The following is an 18,692-nucleotide window of genomic DNA, read 5'->3' on the forward strand; positions in this document are numbered from 1 at the left end:
CTGTCCACGGTTCGCGACGCCATGGAGGCCAACCCGTCTCGCAACCGCCTGCGCCGCTTTGCGCCCCTGCTTCTGGCAGCTGGCCTGTTCGTCTCCCTTTCCCCGCTCCTCCAGAACGCGCCCAGCGAGCGCCAGGTCGAGCTCCGCCTGCGCGATCCCTCCACAATCATCGGCCTCGAGACCTCGTGGAGCGAGGGGACCGACGCCGACCTCGGGCTCCCGGTGCAGGGCAGCTCCTGGCGCTTCACACGTGGCCAGGCCCCCGCTTCGCTCCGCAACAGCGTCCGCCTTCCGGATGGCACGTACACCCTGGAGGTCACCGTCATCCGCGATGAAGACCGCGACATGACGCGACGTGCCATCACCCTCGGGGACGCCGAGTCCATCACCGTCTCGATCCACTGAAACGGCAAACGAGCCCCACCAGCGCCACCGTTGCACCGAACGCCAACGCTTTGCGTCAGAGCCCGCGAGACGCGCCCCCCAAACATCGATTCTCGCCCACACCTGGTGAAGTTAGACCTGTGTCCCTCGGGCCTCGCATCGGGTCTGCGGCGCCACCCCGACTCTCCAGAAGTCAGCTGCAAGCTGGGCCTCAACCTACCGAAATCATGAGTCTATCTCCCTGATGTGACTCCACGGCCGGCGTTGGTCCGGGACATGCGAACGAATTCGCTTGCTGCGTTGCCCCAGGAACCGTTAATTCTTGGCCCGAAGCTCTGGGGAGTGGCACTTTATCCCACACAACCTTACTCGCCCTCGCTGAGACGTGACGCACGTCTGTCCAGGAGGGAGCGATATGCGGCTTTAGCGAAGCCGTCAGAAGCGACAACGGAGGATCAATGAAGATCACCCCCTGGTATCTGGTTGCCCTGACCCCTTTTGCAGCCATCGGTTGCAGTGGTGCCTACCTGGGCCATGCAGCGGTCGTTGCGCTCACGGTGGGCATCTTTCTGGGGACGCTCTCACTCGGCAGCACCCCTCCCCCTGCGTCGCCCCCCAATGCTCCTGCTTCGTGACACGCCCACGCGCGTCTCGTGCATCAGAGGTGAATCCCTCTCTTCTCTGAATCCAGCCGCGCTGGTTCGCACGAGGCCATGACGCACGACGCTACGGTCGGTCGACTGAAACGGCTCGAAGAGTTCACCTTGATGGACCTCGAGGCGGTGAACCTCGTATTGAGGGGTGACTCCGTCATCGACTGGCACCGGCTGGAGCTGAAGACCGAGGAGGAGGCCCGAGCGCTCCTTCTCGCGCAGGAATTCCGGCCCGATGAGCCGTCCGATCGCGCCCACCTCGAGAACCTCAAGAACGAGGCCATCGGCTATCTCCGCAGGCATTTCGACTTCCCGATCCCGAGCCCCGTCGCTCGCGCGTCGGTCGAAGACCTGCTCCTCCTCGCGTCGGGCAAGGGCCACCGGCAGCTGTGTGCATGCACGATCCTCAAAGCAATGCACATCATCCATCACGTCGCCGGACGTGAACTCCTCTTCTCCATTCCGATGTCCGACCAGGATGTCTTTCACCTGGTGGAGGAGAAGGTCTACCGCGTCATCGGCGGCATGCTCGCCGCTGGCTTCCCGATCACCGAATTCATCGGCGGCAGGAAAAACAAGGACTCGCTCTACACGAAGCTGCTCTCGAAGACGGACACCACGGCGTCCGCCATCTACGACAAGCTCCGGTTCCGGATCGTCACGCGCAGCGCAGACGACCTCCTGCCCGTATTGCTCTACCTGACCGAACGGCTCCTCCCGTTCAACTACGTCACGCCAAAGCAGAGCATCAATACGATCCTTCATTTCAGATCGTATTGCGATAGCAAGCCCTTGCTACGTTCCCTGCTGTCGCAGCTGCAGACGGAGGTCGACGACGACCTCAAGGTGGGAGACAACAGCTTCAGCGACCAGGACTATCGGGTCATCCACTTCGTCGTGGATCTCCCCGTACGCCTGCCACAAGAAATTCTGGAGATGGCTCCGCCCGCCGCGTGGTCGCTCGGACCGCTCGTCTTCGTCCTCTGCGAATTTCAGCTGCTCGACCGGGACACGGAAGCTTCGAATGAAGTCGGCGACGCGAGCCACGCCCGGTACAAAGAACGTCAGAAGCAGGCCGTGAAACGGCGACTCAAGATCGGCGTCCGGCCTCTGCGTGAGCCAAAGCGCTAGATCGGGGGCGCTCCTCGCTCGTCGAGCTGGCCACCCCCTCACCTTGCTCGATGCGTGATCGAGCCCCCCCTCTCCCCGATCCTTCCCCCCTGCTGTCGAATGCCTGGTGCGCCTAGATCCGGCTCTTAAGGGCATCACGGTCCAGCACCACGATTCGACGGCGATCGATCTCGATCACACCCTTGCGACGCAGCTCACCGAGCGTCAGCGTCACGGTCTCGCGCGTCGAGCCAATCATGCTCGCCATTTCCTGGTGCGTGAACGGCGCGGAGATGAGCACGCCGCGCGGGTCAGGGATCCCCCAGCGGGTCGCCGCCTTCAGCAGGAACTCGCAGAGGCGCGCTTCCACGTTGCGGAAAAGCATCGACGCGAGCCGCTCCTCTGTATCGGTGTGGCGTTCGATGAGCGAGCTGACCAGCACGGCCGCGAAGTTCGCGTCGCTCGCCATCAGGCTCTTGAACGTCTGCAGGGGCACCTGGAGCGCCTCCACGTCCTCCGTGGCGATCGCGCTCTCCCGGTGGGTGGTGACACCTCCGAGAGCGGCTTCACCGAGCACATCGCCAGCCCCTCGGTACCCGAGGGACAGGGTCTTGCCATCGTTCAGGCCGCGCGTCAGCCGAACCCGGCCGAGGCTCAGCATGGAGATGGCGATCGCCGCCTCGCCTTGCGTGACGAGAGGCCGCCCCTTGGCGATGCGCTGAATGGTGCCCGCCTCGGCGAGAATGGTCTGCGACGCCGGTGAAGCGGCGTTTCCAAGCGCTCCTCGGCGGATGATCCGGCGCTTCCGCGCGTCGAGATCAAGGGCCCCATCAGCCGCCAGGGCGCCTGGCTGAACCCGAACGTTCCGTGCTGTCGCGTCCTTACCCATCATCATCACGTGCTGCTCCTGCTTACGGTATCGCGGTCATTTCGCTGTGGGGTCGGGTCCGGGGCCCTTTACCCCTGTGCACCTGCGGTCCTGGGGGGGTACCACAGGCGAGCGGTCAGCGGCGCCGAGTACACACTCGTCGACGTGCCACGGCCCCCTCTGACGAGGAAGTGCCAGGCATCGACGCGCATCGATCTTGCATAAACTGCATTTGACATACCCGGAGCGTGGCTCGTACCTTTCGAACGAGCCGGGCTGCACTCGCTAGGAAGGTTCCTCCCGAGGCAGGCTAGTTCGACCGCTCTTCAAAAGTTACGGACGTTGGATGCGCCTCTTTAGCGGCAAAGTAGTCCCCCTTGCGGAAGAACTGATCACCGCACTCGTGGAAAACAAGGATATCGAGTGCGAATCGAAGCATGAGGCAACCCTGGACCTCCAGGCGGTGTTTCACAGCTATCTACAATCCGAACGTGAGGCGACCGAGAAGGCCAAGGACATTCTCCAGGCGCGCGGTCTCCCTCAGAGTGAATTCAGCCGGATCCGGCGACTCGCTGCCGAGCAGAAAGGCATCAAGGTCGGCGAGGACGTCCTGGATTACCTGCTCGATCAGCTCATCGAGATGCTGCTGCACTCGCACAACATCGATGAAGTGTTCGGTGAGGACCACGACCTCCGCCGTCGGATGCGCCCGGTACTCCGGAAGTACCTGGAGCTCGACGAGGCGCTCGACGCCGAGGTCCGCAGCAAGCTGCGTCATGTGCAGGAGGGCTCGCGGACCTGGGAGGTCGAGTACAAGCGCGTCATGGACGACATCCAGCGACGCAAAGGGCTCGTCTGACGATCGTTCGGCGGCGGGCCTCTTTCCCCCCGAGCACCTACCGTTGACGATGAACGCCTTCCTGGTAGGGATGAGGCGCGCGCCGGAGCTATGATCGCACCAGGCGCGACGGAACTGTGAACATCAGCGCCCGACGGCCAGTGGAGCCCGGCTCCTCTCGGCTTCGCGCGTCGCACGAGTGCGCGCTCAGGGCGGAGGTTGAGGATGAGCTGGGTCCCCAAGATCGAACAGAAGCGGCACTTCTGCCACAAGTGCAAGAATGAGCTCGTCTTCGAGGTGAAGTTGCAGCGGGCGGATACGTGCCCGCACTGTGGCGTCGACCTCCACTGCTGCAAGAACTGTCAGCACTGGGATCCGTCTGCGCACAACCAGTGCAAGGAGCACATCGCCGAGTACATCCCCGATCGGGAGCGTGCGAACTACTGCACCTTCTTCACCTTCAAAGATGGTGTGCCGGAGGATGGCTCGACCAAGATCAACGCCGCTCGTGCGAAGCTCGACGCCCTCTTCAAGAAGAAGTAGTCAGAGCCTGGGAGGATCACCATCATGTCCACGCAGCCCCGCTACCTGGTCACCGGCGGCGCCGGTTTCATCGGGAGCAACATCGTCTCGGCGCTGACCGCAGCCGGGGAGCATGTCCGAGTCCTCGACAACCTCGCGACCGGGCGCTGGGAGCACCTGGACGGGATCCCGGCCCAGTCGCAGATCGAGCGAATCACTGGCGACATCCGTGACCCGGAGGCCGTGGCGAAGGCCGCCCGTGGGGTCGAGGTCATCTTCCACCAGGCAGCCCTCGGTTCCGTGCCGCGGAGCGTCGAGACCCCGATCGAGTCGGACACGGTCAATGTGAATGGCACGGTGACGGTGCTCGACGTCGCGCGACGGCAAGGCGTACGGCGTGTCGTGTTCGCCGCCTCCTCCAGCGCCTACGGAGAGACGCCCGAGCTGCCGAAGCACGAGGGGATGACGCCGCTGCCCTTGTCGCCCTACGCGGTGACCAAGCTGGCCTGCGAGCACTACCTCAAGGTCTTCGCCGGCATCTATGGCCTCGAGACGTTGAACCTCCGCTACTTCAACGTCTTCGGTCCCAACCAGACCCCTGATGGCGCCTACGCGGCAGCGATCCCCCGCTTCGTCGACGCCGCCCTCTCCGGACGCGCCATCCCCATCTACGGTGACGGAGAGCAGACCCGCGACTTCTGCTACGTCGACAACGCCGTCCTCGCCAACCTGCTCGCCGCGACCTCCCCCCGCCGCTTCGCTGGCGAGGTGATCAACATCGCCGGGGGACGCCGCATCGCCCTGAACTCGCTCGTCCACGAGATCTCCCGCGTCCTCGGGCGCGAACTCGCGGTCGATCACCTGGCGCCCCGCGCCGGCGACATCCGTCACTCGCTCGCCGACATCTCCCGCGCAAAAGAACTCATCGGCTATGAGCCCCGGGTGCGCTGGGAGGACGGCATCCAGCCGACCGTGTCGTATCTCCAGACACTGCGCGAGCAAGGGCCGTCATCCGCCTCTACGCAGATGACCTCATCCAGGGTCGAGCTGCCGAAGCCGGCAGCCACCTAGCGCGGCAGGGGAACGGTCGTGCGGAGCATGACCGGCTTCGGGCTGGCAGAAGCACCGCTCGGGAACGGGCGCGTCGTCGCCGAGATCCGGACCGTCAACCAGCGGTTCCTCGACGTCCGGATCAAGCTGCCGCGCGAGCTCGCCGACCTGACGCTGTTCTCAGAGCAGATCGTGCGCGAGCGCCTCCGCAGGGGGCGGGTGGAGCTGCACCTCCGCCTGGAAGGCGTGGCCTTCGAGGCCGGCGTCCTCGACAAAGACCGCGCCCGAGCCGCCTACCGAGCCCTCGCCGAGCTGCGCGACGAACTCTCGCCCGGCGCCGAGGTCCCTCTCTCCCTGCTCACCGCGGTCCCCGAGCTGTTCTCCCCGACCCACGCGCCCCAGATGGAGGTCTCGCGCGAGTCCACGCGGCTCGCCATCGACCGCGCAATCCGGGACATGGACGCCATGTGTCGCCGCGAAGGCGAGACCATCGCGGCAGACATGCGCAACCGCGTCACGGCGGTACGAGAGTCCACAGAGCAGATCGTCGAGAGAGCCACGACCGCGCACCGCGCCCTCCACCAGCGCATGCGCGAGCGCCTGGAGAAGCTCCTCGAAGGCACCGACGTCGAGTTCGATCCTCTCCGCCTGGAGGCGGAAGTGGCCCTCCTCGCCGAACGCACCGACATCACCGAGGAGATCGTTCGGCTCAAGAGCCACCTCGAGCAGTTCGAAGGAGTCCTGCTCGCGAGCGCGAACGAGCCCTGTGGGAGGAAGCTCGACTTCCTCCTGCAGGAGATGCTACGCGAGGCGAATACCCTGAGCGCCAAGGCCCAGGACGCCCTCATCTCCCAGCACGCCGTGGCGATGAAGGTCGAGCTGGAGCGCCTGCGCGAACAGGCACAGAACGTAGAGTGAGTGTCCGTGAAGCGCGGCGTGCTCCAGAACGCGCCGCGAAGATGGGAACGAGGAGCGCATGTCGAGCGAAGCTGCAGACGACGATTTTCTTCTCCTGATCGTCTCGTCCCCCTCCGGCGCCGGAAAGACGACGCTCTGCAGCCGGCTCAGGAGCGAGTTCCCCGAGCTGCGCTTCTCGGTGTCGCACACGACGCGCAAGCCCAGGCCGAATGAGGTCGACGGCCGCGAGTACCATTTCGTCGACACCCCCACCTTCGAGCAGATGGTCCGCGGCAACGCCTTCGCCGAGTGGGCTCGGGTCCACGGCCACCTTTACGGAACCAGCCTGAAAGAGATCGAACTCGCCCGGACGACGGCGCGGGGGATCCTGTTCGACATCGACTACCAGGGCGCTCGACAGATTCGCGCGGCGCTCGACGAGGCCGTGTGCGTGTTCATCCTGCCGCCCACCATGGCCGAGCTGGAACGTCGCCTGCGCGGCCGTGGCACCGAAGACGAGCAGGCCACCTTGCGCCGCCTCCAGAACGCGCGCGGCGAGATCGAGCACTACGGGTTCTTCGATTACGTGATCGTCAACGACGAAGTCGATCGTGCCTACGATCAGCTCCGCGCCGTCGTCTTCGCCGAACGGTGTCGCCGGCGCCGCCGCGCGAGGATGTGCGAGCGCCTCCTGACCGAGCGACGGAGCGAGCGATGAAGGGGCCCACCCTCGCCATCATCGGCGGCAGCGGCCTGTACGAGATGGGGTGGCTCGAGGACGCCGAAGAGGTGTCCGTCGCCACGCCGTACGGGCTGCCGAGCGACGCGATCCTGCGGGGCCGCGTCCGCGACGGCGACGTCACCGTCTTGTTCATCCCGCGACACGGGCGTGGCCACCGCTTCTCCCCCTCGACGATCAACTACAGGGCCAACGTCTGCGCGCTGAAGATGCTCGGCGCCACCCACGTCCTCAGCGTCAGCGCGGTCGGCTCCCTGCGCGAAGAGATCGCTCCTGGCAGCCTCGTCGTCGTCGATCAGTTCATCGACCACACACGCCACCGCGTCTCGACCTTCTTCGACGAAGGCGTCGTCGCGCATGTCGGCTTCGCCGATCCGGTATGCCCCATCCTCGCGGACGCCGTCCACCACATCGCCACCGAGGAATCCATCCCGGTGCATCGAGGCGGCACCTACGTCTGCATCGAGGGCCCCCAGTTCTCGACCCGCGCCGAGAGCATGGTCTACCGAGGCTGGGGCGCGCACGTCATCGGGATGACCAACATGCCCGAGGCGAAACTCGCCCGCGAGGCCGAGCTCTCCTACGCCACCCTGGCCCTGGTCACCGACTACGACTGCTGGAGAGCCGACACCGAGGCGGTGAACATCGACGCCGTCATCGACGTCTTGAACCGCAACGTGGGCCATGCCCGCAACGTTGCCCAGCGCCTCGCCCGGAAGCTCCCCGACGTCACGACGAGCCCCGCCCAGAGCGCCTTGAAACGCGCGATCATCACGGCGCCCAAGCTCATGGCCCCCGACGCCCGAGCGCGGCTCGAGTGGCTGCTCGGCCCCCAAGGATGAACGGCTAGCCGCCGCGCGAAAATCCCATTAGGAGTGCCATCGTGACCAGCGCATCCCCTATTTTGATCATCGGCTCCATGGCCTTTGACGACCTCGAGCTCCCCACCGGGAGCGAGCGTGATGTCATCGGCGGCTCCGCGACGTACGCCGCCTTCGCAGCCGCGGTCTTCGCCCCTGTCCGGGTCGTCGCCGTGGTCGGCGACGACTTCCCGGAGACGATGCTCACCACCATGCGTGGCCGGGACATCGACGTGACCGGCGTCGAGCGTGCTGCAGGAAAGACCTTCCGCTGGGCCGGGCGCTACGACACGGACCTCATCCACCGGACCACCCTCGACACCCAGCTCAACGTCTTCGCCTCGTTCAACCCGAAGCTGCCCGACTCCTTCCGGAGCACCCCTTTCCTCCTCCTCGGCAACAACCACCCGGCGCTCCAGCTCGACGTCCTCGAGCAGGTCAACAACCCGGCGTTCGTCGTCGCCGACACGATGAACTTCTGGATTTCCGGGGAACCCCAGACGCTTGCGTCCATGCTGCGCCGCATCGATACCCTCGTCGTCAACGACGAGGAGGCGCGGCAGCTCTCGGGCATCTACAACATCCGACGAGCAGCCCGGGACATCCTGAAGCGAGGCCCGAAGCGGGTGATCATCAAGCGCGGCGAGCACGGCGCGCTCCTCTTCGACGAAGAGGGCATCTTCGCCGCCCCCGGCTTCCCCCTCGAAGACGTCGTCGATCCCACGGGCGCTGGTGACTCCTTTGCGGGTGGCCTCCTCGGCTACCTGGCCACCCAGCAGCAGGTCACGGCCCTCTCCCTCCGCCGCGCCATGCTCCACGCGACCGCGACGGCCTCTTTCTGCGTCGAGGCCGTCGGCACCCGACGGATCTCCACCTTGACCCGGGAAGACGTCACGCACCGCGTGACCGAGATCCGCACCCTGTACGAGTTCGGCGCGAGCACGATGTAGACGCTCCCAGCCGCTGCATAGCCGTGCTAGGCCTTCGTCTATAAGAACATGAAGGCAAACTTCTGGACGACTGCAGCGCTCGCTCTGATGGCTTCTTCCGTCGTCGGCTGTGCTTCCCGCACCGCGCCGTTCAACGAGATGGATGAGGCGTCGATCACCGTCCTCCGGCTCCAGGGGCAGTACACGCCGACGGCGGTCACCCCTGCGGCTCCGACCGGAGGCCTCCCGCAGCTCATCCCTGGCCTGACCGTTCCCCCGGAGCTCCAGCAGATGGGGCAACAGGCCCTCCAGGGACTCCAGCAAGCGCTCCCCGGCCTCATTCCCCCGGGCCTCATCCCTGGCCAGCCGCAGGGCGCCGCGCCCACGGTGACCACCCCGCCTCCCCTCTTCAAGAACACCTTCGTCATCGGGTCGTCGCGGCAGCTCGCCAACGACTCCGTCGACAAGGACCTGCGCGACCAGATCCTCGACATCTTCGGCGACGAAGACAGCTTCTCCGCCGATCGGGGCAACTGCTTCTCCCCCGGCCTCGGCATCAGCATGCAGCGGCCGAACAACCCGGTCCCGGTCGACCTGCTGATCTCGCTCTCCTGCAACCAGGCAGTCGGAGACGGCTTCCGGTGGCCGTACCCCGCGAACGGCTTCACGGGTGAGACCCGGCAGAAGCTCACCACCATCTACCAGCAGCTCTTCGGGCCCGTCCCCCCCGACGCCTGATCTCGAACCTCCTCCACGACCCGTCGCCTCCGCACGGGTCCGCTTCCTCATCCCGTCCCCACATCGTGCGTCTGACGTTGGTCGACGACGGCAACCCGTGTAAGCTGGGTCTTGCCGTCGTCCTGACGCATGACGTTCCCGGCGCGAAGGGCCCAGCGCGACGGGGACCAGCAGCCGCTCTGGGTTCTGCTTCATGAAGCCCCGATGAGCACCAGCCAGAGTCTAGCGCCAGGGAAGGAACTGGGACGCTACGAGCTCCTCCTGCCTGTCGCGCAGGGTGGAATGGCCACCGTGTGGGCTGCGCGGCAGAAAGGCTCGCGCGGCTTCCAGAAGACGGTCGCCATCAAGACCATGCTCCCTGCCCTCTCGGACGACGCCATGTTCGAGAGGATGTTCCTCGACGAGGCTGCCCTCGCCGCACGCATCCATCACCCCAACGTCGCCGAGATCCTCGATCTCGGCGAGCAAGACGAGATCCTCTACATCGTGATGGAGTGGGTGGACGGCGAAGCCCTCTCCGTTCTCGCGCGCGCCTCGAAGAAGAACGACATCCTCATCCCCCATCGCATCTGCCTCCGCATCGCCGCGCAGGCCTGCATGGGCCTCCACGCGGCGCACGAGCTGCACGACGAGAACGATCAGGCACTCGGCATCGTCCACCGCGACGTCTCGCCGCAGAACATCCTCGTCACCTACGACGGCCACGTGAAGCTCGTGGACTTCGGCGTCGCCAAGGCCACGAACCGCGCCGGAGGCGAGACCTCCGCGGGCCAGCTCAAAGGCAAAATCCCCTACATGTCGCCGGAGCAAGCCAAGGGCGGCAACGTCGACCGGCGCACCGACATCTTCGCGTTGGGGATCGTCCTCTACAAGCTGACCACCGGCATCCATCCCTTCGCCGGCGACACCGATCTCGCCACGATGACGAAGATCATCTCGCAGCCCGCGCTCCCTCCGCGCGCCCGCAACCCGCGCTACCCCGCCGATCTCGAGCACGTCCTCATGACGTGCCTGCAGAAGGATCCCGACAAGCGCTTCCAGAACATGCTCGAACTCGAGCGTGCCATTCAGGACTGCCTGCTCCGCGAAGGCACCACCACCGACGAAGACGTCGCCAACTTCGTCCGCACCCTCATGGGCGATCGCGGCCAGAAGCGCCGCGCCCAGCTCCGCGACGCGATCCGCCTGCTCGACGAGCGCGCCACCGCGCCTGCCTTGACGGATGGCCCCCTCGTCCACGAGAACGTGAGCGAACTCCTGCTCACCCAGATGCGCTCGGGTGTAGGTCGCAGCATCCCGGCCCCCCGCCCGAGCGGCTCTGGCCTGGAGATGCTCCCGGACTCCGCCGTCCTCACCTCGCCGACGGCCCTCCCGGTCGAACTCCCCGCTGGCAAGCGCCGCCGCTCGGGCATGGTCGTCGCCGCCGCCGCCATCGCCCTGACCGGCCTCCTCGGCGCCGGCTTCGTGCTCAGCAGCAACACCCCGACCACGACGACGGCCTCGACCCCCACCGCGGCCCCCACCCTCGACCCCGCGCCCCCCGCCACCGCGGAGCCGGCCGCCGCCGCGGTCACCGCCGCCCCCAGCGTCGAACCTGCCGCGCTCGACCTCAGCGCACTCCCCGAGACGCCCACCGAGGACGTGCGCGAGCCCCGCGCTCCGCGCAACGACCCCCGCCCGGCCACCGCCAGCACCACCAAGCCCACCGCGGCGCCCACCACCACAACACCCGTCAAGCCATCGACCAAGTGGGTCCCAAGCGTGACCAACCCCGGGTTCTGACCCCTCGCCAGCAGCGCCAGGCGCGCGAAGCCCTGGCCCTGCTCGCGAGCGTCGCGGTGATCCTCATCGCGCTCGCGGCCCGCCAGTCCACAGGCGCCACCCCCACCGCGCCGGCGTCCCAGGCACCCCTCCACGCCACGCTCCGCCCCCCCTCGCCTCTCCCGAGCGGCGCCACTCCGGAGCGCATCACCACGCCGGATCCCGAGATGGAGCCGAGCTGCAGCTTCCCCGACCGCGGCTTCGGCGCCTACGGCGACTACCGCTCCCTCCCCTTCGGCAAGATCCTCGTCCCGCCCGCCGGAGCCATCCCTGCCGGCGGCCACTACGACCTCCTCATCCACTTCCACGGCGCCGAACCCGTGCGCCGCGAGATCGCCCCCCTCGACCTCGGCCTCGTCATCGCCGTCGTCGACGCCGGCACCCGCTCCAGCGACTACGCACGCGCCATGCGCACCTATGCGTGGGAAGCCCTCCTCGGCAGCATCGACCGCGTCGTCGCCGAGGCGGCCTCGCTCCCCGAAGCCCACGTGAAGCACGTCGCCGTCTCCTCCTGGAGCGCCGGCTCCGGCGCCGTCGCCCAGATCCTCACCGCCGAGCGAAAACCCGACGCCCTCGTCCTGCTCGACTCCCTCTACGGCGGCTACGCCCCGGGCCACCGTGAGCTGATCCCCGGCCAGCTCGGCCCCTACGTCTCCCTCGCCGAAGCCGCCTCACGCGGCGGCCCGCTCCTCTTCCTCACCCACACCACCGTCCCCACCGTCGGTTACGCCTCCACCGAGGAAACGGCGACGTTCCTCCTCCGACAGCTCGGCGCCAGCGCCTCCCTGGTGACCCCCAACGACGGCGATCCCCTCCGCCTCGTCCGCATGTACGACGGCGGCAGCCTCTATCTCCGCGGCTACGCCGGCGCGACCCGCGAAGATCACTGCGCCCAGCTCCGCCTCCTCCCCACCATCCTCACCGAGCACATCCTCCCCGCGTTCGCTCAAGGCAGCTGACACGGCGAGCACGCGCACGGAGCGGCGGGAGACCTCGTCGACGACGCCTCCTGCCGCCCCCGTCACGACGCTCAGTACGACTTCGCGAACACCACCCGCTGCGGGCTCGGCTGCCCCGTGAACAGGCAGGTCCCCTCCCCCGTCAGCGCCTCGGCCCACGGCGCACCGTCGTACCCACCGCTCGGGATACAGCGCACCGTCACCTTGTACCGATCCTTCAGCTCCTGCTCGGTCCTGGCGTCCCCCGCCCAGTGCCCCAGCGCGAACCCACCGTGGATCTCCTTCTCGCCCTTCGCCTTGAAGAACGCATCGAACTCCTCCCGGCTGTTCACCACCCGCGTGTGCTCGTCCCGGAACGCCGTCGCGCGCGCCAGCAGCCCCGCCTGCATCTCCTCCAGGATCGCCACCACCCGGCCGACGAACTCCCCCCGCGGCATGCTCGTCTTCTCCTTCACCGGCCGGTCACGCCGCGCCACCATCACCACCCCACCTTCCACGTCCCGCGGCCCGATCTCCACCCGCAGCGGCGCCCCCTTCTTCACCCACTCCCACTGCTTGTCTCCCCCGCGGATGTCCCGCCGATCCACCTCCACCTCGACCCGCCGATCCCCCAGCCGCTGCGCCCGCAGCTCCTTCGCCAGCGCGTCGATGTACTCGTCCACCTGCGCCCGCGTCTCGTCGCCCCGGTACACCGGCAGCAGGATCACGTGCGTCGGCGCCAGCATCGGCGGCAGCACCAGCCCATCATCGTCCGCGTGGGTCATGATCATCGCCCCCACCAGCCGCGTCGACACCCCCCACGACGTCGTCCACGCGAACTCCTCCGTCTCCGTCTTCGTCTGGAACCGGATCCCGCTCGCCTTCGCGAAATTCTGCCCCAGGAAGTGCGACGTCCCGGCCTGCAGCGCCTTCCGATCCTGCATCATCGCCTCGATGCAGAACGTGTCCACCGCCCCCGGGAACCGCTCGCTGTCCGTCTTCTTCCCCTCGAACACCGGCATCGCCATCGAATCCCGCGCGAACGACGCATAGACGCCCAGCATCTTCATCGTCTCCTCGCGCGCCTCCGCCTCCGTCGCGTGCGCCGTGTGCCCCTCCTGCCACAGGAACTCCGCCGTCCGCAGGAACAGCCGCGTCCGCAGCTCCCAGCGCACCACGTTCGCCCACTGGTTGATGAGCAACGGCAGATCCCGGTAGCTCTGCACCCACTGCGCGAACGCCGCCCCGATGATCGTCTCCGACGTCGGCCGCACGATCAGCGGCTCATCCAGCTTCGCCTCCGGATCCGGCACGAGCCCCCCCTTCGGCCCTGCCACCAGCCGGTGGTGCGTCACCACCGCGCACTCCTTGGCGAACCCCTCCACGTGCTCCGCCTCCTTCTCCAGGAAGCTCTTCGGGATGAACAGCGGGAAGTACGCGTTCTTGTGCCCCGTATCCTTGAACCGCTGGTCCAGGTCGCGCTGGATGTTCTCCCAGATCGCGTACCCCCACGGCTTGATCACCATGCAGCCCCGCACCGGCGAGTTCTCGGCCATGTCGGCGGCGCGCACGACCTGCTGGTACCACTCGGGGTAATCCTCCGCCCGGGTCGGTGTGATCGCGGTCTTTGCGGGTCCCTTCTGGGCTTCGTTCTTCGCCACGGCTCTGTCTCCTTCTGCCTGCTGCAGACTGCCTGATGCACGCCCGACCTATCAGGCCCCCCGCGCCCTGTCGAGCGCCCGCCCCGACGAACCCCGCCCTTTCCCCTTCCCTTGTCGCGGGGCTTTCGCGGCCCTCCCACGCCCGTGCTAACCCACGGCCACCGTGACGCCCCTCTCCCTCCACCCCTTCCGATCGAGCGCCACGTGACGCGCACCCCTGACGCCCTCGTCCTCGGCGCAGGCCCCAACGGCCTCGTCGCCGCCGCGACCCTCGCCCGCGCAGGCCTCTCCGTCCTCGTCCTCGAGGCCGAATCCGAACCTGGCGGCGCCGTCCGCACCGGCGAACTCACCCTCCCCGGCTTCCGCCACGACCTCGGCGCCGCCTTCTTCCCCTTCGGCCAGGTCAGCCCCGCCTTCGTCCCCCTCGACCTCGCCGGCGCAGGCCTCGTCTGGCGCCACGCCCCCCTCGACAGCGCGCACCCTGCCCCTGACGGCACCTGCGCCAGCATCGCCCGCGACCACCACGCCACCGCCCTCTCCCTCGGCGAAGACGCCGAGCCCTGGCAGCGCATCGCCACCTGGCACGCCCGGACCCGCGAGCGCATGCTCGACGCCCTCCTCTCCACCCTCCCGGCGCTTCGCCCCCTCCTCCGCTTCGGCCCGCTCAACCTCCTCCGCCTCGCCGAGGTCGCCCTCTCCAGCGGCCGCGGCTTCTCCAGCCGCACCTTCCGCTCCGAAGCCGCCCGCCGCATCATCCCGGGCCTCGCCCTCCACACCGACGTCGGCCCCGACGACCCCTGCGGCGCCATCGTCGGCTTCATGCTCGCCGTCCTCGCCTCCAGCGCCGGCTTCCCCGTCCCCGAAGGCGGCGCCGACGCCATCACCCGCGCCCTCGTCCACCGCATCGAGGAACACGGCGGCTCCATCCGCGTGAACGCCCGCGTCGACCAGATCCTCGTCCGCCAGCACCGCGCCGCCGCCGTCCGTCTCACCAACGGCGAAGAGATCCCCGCCGCCCGCTTCATCATCGCCGACCTCGCCGCCCCCTCCCTCTACCTCGACCTCCTCCCCGAGCCCCACGTCCCCGCCCGCATCCGCCGCGCCATGCGCCGCTTCCCCCACGGCTTCGGCACCTTCAAGGTCGACTGGGCCCTCGACGCCCCCGTCCCCTGGTCCCACCCCGAGCCCGCCCGCGCCGCCGTCGTCCACGCCGCCGACAGCCTCGACGACCTGTCCATGTTCACCCGCCAGGTCCGCGCCGGCACCCTCCCGAAGAACCCCTACCTGGTCATCGGCCAGCAATCCCTCCTCGACCCCACCCGCGCCCCCGCCGGCCGCCACACCCTCTACGCCTACTCCCGCGTCCCTTCCTCCCTCGAAGGCGGCTGGCAAGCCGCCCGCGAACGCTTCGCCGATCGTGTCGAGCAGCGCATCGAGCAGCTCGCCCCCGGCTTCCGCAAGCACATCCTCGCCCGCGCCATCGCGTCCCCACCCGACCTCCAGGCCATGAACGCGAACCTCATCGGCGGCGATCTCGGTGGCGGCTCTGCCGACATCCGGCACCAGCTCATCTTCCGCCCGGTGTTCCCCTGGTTCCGCTACCGGACCCCCGTGCGCGGCCTCTACCTCGGCTCTTCCTACACGCACCCCGGTGCTGGCGTTCACGGCGCCAGCGGCCGCAACGCAGCGCTCGCCGCCCTCGAAGACGAGACCTGATCGCTACGGCATCCTCTACGCCGTCCCACGCCGCCTCGGGCGAAGGCACGGGCGTGGGCGTCGTGGGTCCTCCCATGCGGCTGCTACGGCATCCTCTACGCCGTCCCACGCCGCCTCGGGCGCAGGCACGGGCGTCGGCGTCGTGGGTCCTCCCGTGCGAGTCGCGCCGTCGTAGCAACCTCGACGTCACGGGCGGCGTAGCGCCAAGACACTGAGGTGAAGCTCGACCTGAAGGCCGGCGCTCCGTCGCACGGGGCCCCCCACGACGCCGACGCCCGTGCCTGCGCCCGAGGCGTGCTCTCCGTGCGTGAGAAGGCCTCCGCTTGAAGGGGGTGGGCATCGGCTTCCCCCCTGGCTCACCGTCGACCAGCACTCCATGAGCCACGAAGGCGTTCGGTAGAGAAGAGGCCTTCACCTGCATGAGCGGTGCAACGTGAGCGACGACGGCGTTCGAGCAGAATGCAGGCCGCGTCCCGATGGCCACATCATGCAGGCCGCGGAGGTGACCACATCATGCAGACCGCGAAAGTGCCGACATCACGGCGAGTCGTGCAGACCGCGGAAGTACCGACAGCACGACGAGATGAGGATGCAGTTCCTGGACAGCGCTCATCCCACGGGACGCGGCCCTCTCCTGGACATCACTCATCCCTGGAGCAATGGCGCCGACCGTTGAGTACTACGCCCGCCGCCACCAGTCTGAGCACGCCTCCCGCGACGGTCTCGGAGACACTCCGCCGCACCCCTGCGAACCTGACCGCCGCATTATCTACGTCCCTCCCGCGATCAGGGATCCACGGGCGTCCGCAATCCAGAGCGAATCCGTCTACGGTTGCGAGCAACGGCAACCCGCGCAACCCACGACAGCCCCCCCACACCTCCAAAGCCCTCCTCGTGGCAGCCAGCGATGGGTGGCGAGGCGTTCCGGGTCTGCGAGGCCTGGGGGGGCCCCGCCGACTCTGAGCCCCGGCCTCCAGGTCACCACCCCCTCCCCACCTCGCCTCGACCTCCCCGCCAAGTCGAGCCTCCCACCAGGGGCGAATCGGCGGGAGGACCCAGGCCTCGCAGACCCGGAACGCCTCGCCACCCATCGCCTCGACGCCGCGAGGAGGCCGCTGCTACTTCCCGGAACCCGACCGAGAAGGCGGCGATTCACCCCCCCGGTAATCCGCCCGCCGCAGCCCGTGCACCGTCATCTTCTCCTGCAGCGTCCGCAGCGGCATCCGCAGACGCCGCGCCGCCATCGCCAGATTCCCGTTCGTCGCCCGCAGCGCGTCCAGGATCAGCTCGGCTTCCAGACGATCCATCTGCGCCTTCAGCCCGATCATCGGCGGAGGCGTCGGCAACAGCGGCTCCGTCGCCGAACGATCCGGCCCTGGACGTGGCGTGCGCCGGATGCTCGTCCCGTTCCGCACCGGATCCGGCAGATCCAGCGGAGAGATCACATCCCCCTGCGTGATCAGCACCGCCCGCTCGATCACGTTCCGCAGCTCGCGCACGTTGCCCGGCCACGGATAGGCTTCCAGAAGCTCCATCGCCTCGGGCTCGATCGTCGCGACGCTCCGCCGGTTCGCGCGCGCAGCGTGTTGCAGGAAGCGCATCGCCAGGGGCGCAATGTCCTCACGCCGCTCGCACAGCGGCGGCACACGCAGCGGCACCACGTTCAGCCGGTAGTACAGATCGGCTCGGAACGTCCCGGCCTCGCACATCGCTTCCAGATCCCGGTGCGTGGTCGCCAGCACCCGCACGTCGACCTCGATCTCGTGGCTCGACCCCTGCCGCGCCACCCGCCGCGTCTCCAGGAAGTGCAGCAACCCCGCCTGCGCAGCGGCTGGCAGATCCGACACCTCGTCGAGCAGCACCGTCCCACCGTTTGCCGACTCGAACACCCCCTCCTGCACCTGCGTCGCGCCGGGCAGCACATCGGCCTCGTGACCGAACAGGATGTTCACCAGGAGCTGCGCCGGCACACCGCTGCACGTCACGCACACCAGCGGCTTCTTGTGCCTCGGCCCGGCCTCGTGGATCAGCCGCGCCAGCATGTCCTTCCCGGAGCCCGTCTCGCCCTGGATCAGCACCGGCGCGCTCGAACGCGCCAGCCGCATCGCCGTCTCCATGATCGGACGCATCACCGCGCTCCGCATCACGATCCCCGCGTCGTCGGGCGGCGGGTTCGCGATCGGCGTCAGCGTGCTCGAACGCGGCTCGCCTTCTTCGTCGCGGCGACCACCGTCCACCGCGCCCCGCAGCGCATCGAGCGCCTCCAGGTTCAGCACCGGCGTCTCCGTCGTCGCGAGCACCCGAAGCGACGCCGTGATCTCGCCGAGCATCACCTCTTCGCCGGGCTTCAGCACCCCGCGCTTGATCTGCTGACCGCCGAGGAACGTCCCGTTCGTCGACCCGAGGTCTTCCACCAGCACATCGCTGCGCTCCAGCGTGAAGCGCGCGTGGCGGCGTGACAGGCTGCGCTCGGGGATCACCAGATCGGCGGACGGATCGCGGCCCACCACGACCCCGGTCCCCTCTTGCAGGCGCACCGTCTCCGAACCCTGCCGGTGGTACACCACCAGCATCACGTGCGCCTGGGGGGGCCGCGCGCTGAGCACGGCGTCCCGGATCTGCGCCATCGCGATCGGATCGGTCTCCGTCGCCGTCCCCGTCAGCGGAGGCAGCTCCATCCTCGCCGGGAGGGGGGAGTCGATTCGCAGAGGCGGCGGGTCCATCCGCACGGGAGGTGGTGGCTCCGTGGGGGCCATGGCCGCCCGACGGGCTTCCTCCATCGCGACACGGTCTGCCTCGAAGTCGCCAACAGCAGTTGGCGCCAACCCACCAGCAACCTCTCCCTCGCCCGGAGGCTGGCTGCCCGGGTGGCCGGTCGAGCGCGCTTGACTCATCGGTCTCCCTTCATGCCGGCTCGAACCCCCGCGCCTCGCTCCACCGCCTGCACCGCCCATCGGCATGTCGTCGA

Annotated in this window: 17 protein-coding genes; 14 read left to right on the forward strand and 3 right to left on the reverse strand. The window is 68.1% G+C overall.

Features of this window, described 5'->3' with window-relative positions:
• The first annotated feature begins 21 nt into the window (after positions 1 to 21).
• The 3 genes from CMC5_RS24595 (at position 22) to CMC5_RS24600 (ending at position 2,168) form a co-directional block, all read left to right on the forward strand.
• Positions 22 to 405 carry a hypothetical protein gene (locus tag CMC5_RS24595; protein ID WP_050432718.1) on the forward strand — a complete coding sequence of 128 codons (384 nt, stop codon included), beginning with the start codon at positions 22 to 24 and terminating at the stop codon, positions 403 to 405.
• Between the two features lie 437 nt (positions 406 to 842).
• Entirely contained in the window at positions 843 to 1,019 is a 177-nt protein-coding gene (locus CMC5_RS46065; RefSeq protein WP_169796644.1) for a hypothetical protein, read from the forward strand.
• A 78-nt stretch (positions 1,020 to 1,097) separates the two neighbouring features.
• A complete protein-coding gene (locus CMC5_RS24600; RefSeq protein ID WP_050432719.1) occupies positions 1,098 to 2,168 on the forward strand; it encodes a TIGR04552 family protein in 1,071 nt (356 codons plus the stop codon).
• Positions 2,169 to 2,280: 112 nt separating this feature from the next.
• On the opposite strand, the gene CMC5_RS24605 is transcribed toward CMC5_RS24600, so the two are convergent.
• The gene (locus CMC5_RS24605; protein ID WP_050432720.1) at positions 2,281 to 3,042 is read right to left on the reverse strand and encodes a Crp/Fnr family transcriptional regulator; all 762 of its coding nucleotides are present in this window, start codon (positions 3,040 to 3,042) and stop codon (positions 2,281 to 2,283) included.
• Positions 3,043 to 3,361: 319 nt separating this feature from the next.
• Here CMC5_RS24605 and CMC5_RS24610 point away from each other — a divergent pair, with 319 nt between their 5' ends.
• The 10 genes from CMC5_RS24610 (at position 3,362) to CMC5_RS24655 (ending at position 12,368) form a co-directional block, all read left to right on the forward strand.
• Positions 3,362 to 3,874, forward strand: a complete 513-nt coding sequence (locus CMC5_RS24610) for a DUF507 family protein (RefSeq protein WP_050432721.1) — start codon at positions 3,362 to 3,364, stop codon at positions 3,872 to 3,874.
• Positions 3,875 to 4,078: 204 nt separating this feature from the next.
• Positions 4,079 to 4,396, forward strand: a complete 318-nt coding sequence (locus CMC5_RS24615; RefSeq protein WP_050432722.1) for a hypothetical protein — start codon at positions 4,079 to 4,081, stop codon at positions 4,394 to 4,396.
• Between the two features lie 24 nt (positions 4,397 to 4,420).
• Positions 4,421 to 5,446 carry an SDR family oxidoreductase gene (locus tag CMC5_RS24620; protein WP_050432723.1) on the forward strand — a complete coding sequence of 342 codons (1,026 nt, stop codon included), beginning with the start codon at positions 4,421 to 4,423 and terminating at the stop codon, positions 5,444 to 5,446.
• A gap of 27 nt (positions 5,447 to 5,473) precedes the next feature.
• Positions 5,474 to 6,343 carry a YicC/YloC family endoribonuclease gene (locus tag CMC5_RS24625; RefSeq protein WP_245678585.1) on the forward strand — a complete coding sequence of 290 codons (870 nt, stop codon included), beginning with the start codon at positions 5,474 to 5,476 and terminating at the stop codon, positions 6,341 to 6,343.
• 58 nt (positions 6,344 to 6,401) lie between these two features.
• Entirely contained in the window at positions 6,402 to 7,040 is a 639-nt protein-coding gene (gmk, locus tag CMC5_RS24630; RefSeq protein WP_050432725.1) for a guanylate kinase, read from the forward strand.
• Positions 7,037 to 7,903 (forward strand): S-methyl-5'-thioadenosine phosphorylase, encoded by an 867-nt coding sequence (gene mtnP / locus CMC5_RS24635; RefSeq protein ID WP_050432726.1) that lies wholly within the window; start codon positions 7,037 to 7,039, stop codon positions 7,901 to 7,903. Before gmk ends, mtnP begins: the two co-directional genes overlap by 4 nt.
• A gap of 77 nt (positions 7,904 to 7,980) precedes the next feature.
• The gene (locus CMC5_RS24640; protein WP_245677725.1) at positions 7,981 to 8,871 is read left to right on the forward strand and encodes a PfkB family carbohydrate kinase; all 891 of its coding nucleotides are present in this window, start codon (positions 7,981 to 7,983) and stop codon (positions 8,869 to 8,871) included.
• Between the two features lie 87 nt (positions 8,872 to 8,958).
• On the forward strand, positions 8,959 to 9,588 hold the full coding sequence (locus CMC5_RS24645) for a hypothetical protein (protein WP_245677726.1): 630 nt from the start codon (positions 8,959 to 8,961) through the stop codon (positions 9,586 to 9,588).
• A gap of 204 nt (positions 9,589 to 9,792) precedes the next feature.
• On the forward strand, positions 9,793 to 11,370 hold the full coding sequence (locus tag CMC5_RS24650; RefSeq protein ID WP_050432728.1) for a serine/threonine protein kinase: 1,578 nt from the start codon (positions 9,793 to 9,795) through the stop codon (positions 11,368 to 11,370).
• Positions 11,337 to 12,368: an alpha/beta hydrolase gene (locus CMC5_RS24655; RefSeq protein ID WP_050432729.1), complete on the forward strand. Its 1,032-nt coding sequence runs from the start codon at positions 11,337 to 11,339 to the stop codon at positions 12,366 to 12,368. The genes CMC5_RS24650 and CMC5_RS24655 overlap by 34 nt, the downstream gene beginning before the upstream one ends.
• A gap of 71 nt (positions 12,369 to 12,439) precedes the next feature.
• Here CMC5_RS24655 and proS read toward each other — a convergent pair whose 3' ends face one another.
• Positions 12,440 to 14,008, reverse strand: a complete 1,569-nt coding sequence (gene proS, locus CMC5_RS24660; protein WP_050432730.1) for a proline--tRNA ligase — start codon at positions 14,006 to 14,008, stop codon at positions 12,440 to 12,442.
• Between the two features lie 204 nt (positions 14,009 to 14,212).
• On the opposite strand from proS, the gene CMC5_RS24665 reads away from it, so the two are divergent.
• Positions 14,213 to 15,724 carry a phytoene desaturase family protein gene (locus tag CMC5_RS24665; RefSeq protein ID WP_050432731.1) on the forward strand — a complete coding sequence of 504 codons (1,512 nt, stop codon included), beginning with the start codon at positions 14,213 to 14,215 and terminating at the stop codon, positions 15,722 to 15,724.
• A gap of 1,118 nt (positions 15,725 to 16,842) precedes the next feature.
• Here CMC5_RS24665 and CMC5_RS24670 read toward each other — a convergent pair.
• Positions 16,843 to 18,618 carry a sigma 54-interacting transcriptional regulator gene (locus CMC5_RS24670; RefSeq protein ID WP_245677727.1) on the reverse strand — a complete coding sequence of 592 codons (1,776 nt, stop codon included), beginning with the start codon at positions 18,616 to 18,618 and terminating at the stop codon, positions 16,843 to 16,845.
• Between the last annotated feature and the right edge of the window lie 74 nt (positions 18,619 to 18,692).

It is taken from the genome of Chondromyces crocatus, from assembly GCF_001189295.1.
GTDB classification, from domain to species: domain Bacteria; phylum Myxococcota_A; class Polyangia; order Polyangiales; family Polyangiaceae; genus Chondromyces; species Chondromyces crocatus.

Coding starts and splice junctions, on each gene's coding strand:
- CMC5_RS24595 (WP_050432718.1), top strand. CDS start 22: ATGGAGGCCAACCCGTCTCGCAACCGCCTGCGCCGCTTTGCGCCCCTG.
- CMC5_RS46065 (WP_169796644.1), top strand. CDS start 843: ATGAAGATCACCCCCTGGTATCTGGTTGCCCTGACCCCTTTTGCAGCC.
- CMC5_RS24600 (WP_050432719.1), top strand. CDS start 1,098: ATGACGCACGACGCTACGGTCGGTCGACTGAAACGGCTCGAAGAGTTC.
- CMC5_RS24605 (WP_050432720.1), bottom strand. CDS start 3,042: ATGATGATGGGTAAGGACGCGACAGCACGGAACGTTCGGGTTCAGCCA.
- CMC5_RS24610 (WP_050432721.1), top strand. CDS start 3,362: ATGCGCCTCTTTAGCGGCAAAGTAGTCCCCCTTGCGGAAGAACTGATC.
- CMC5_RS24615 (WP_050432722.1), top strand. CDS start 4,079: ATGAGCTGGGTCCCCAAGATCGAACAGAAGCGGCACTTCTGCCACAAG.
- CMC5_RS24620 (WP_050432723.1), top strand. CDS start 4,421: ATGTCCACGCAGCCCCGCTACCTGGTCACCGGCGGCGCCGGTTTCATC.
- CMC5_RS24625 (WP_245678585.1), top strand. CDS start 5,474: ATGACCGGCTTCGGGCTGGCAGAAGCACCGCTCGGGAACGGGCGCGTC.
- gmk (WP_050432725.1), top strand. CDS start 6,402: ATGTCGAGCGAAGCTGCAGACGACGATTTTCTTCTCCTGATCGTCTCG.
- mtnP (WP_050432726.1), top strand. CDS start 7,037: ATGAAGGGGCCCACCCTCGCCATCATCGGCGGCAGCGGCCTGTACGAG.
- CMC5_RS24640 (WP_245677725.1), top strand. CDS start 7,981: ATGGCCTTTGACGACCTCGAGCTCCCCACCGGGAGCGAGCGTGATGTC.
- CMC5_RS24645 (WP_245677726.1), top strand. CDS start 8,959: ATGGCTTCTTCCGTCGTCGGCTGTGCTTCCCGCACCGCGCCGTTCAAC.
- CMC5_RS24650 (WP_050432728.1), top strand. CDS start 9,793: ATGAGCACCAGCCAGAGTCTAGCGCCAGGGAAGGAACTGGGACGCTAC.
- CMC5_RS24670 (WP_245677727.1), bottom strand. CDS start 18,618: ATGAGTCAAGCGCGCTCGACCGGCCACCCGGGCAGCCAGCCTCCGGGC.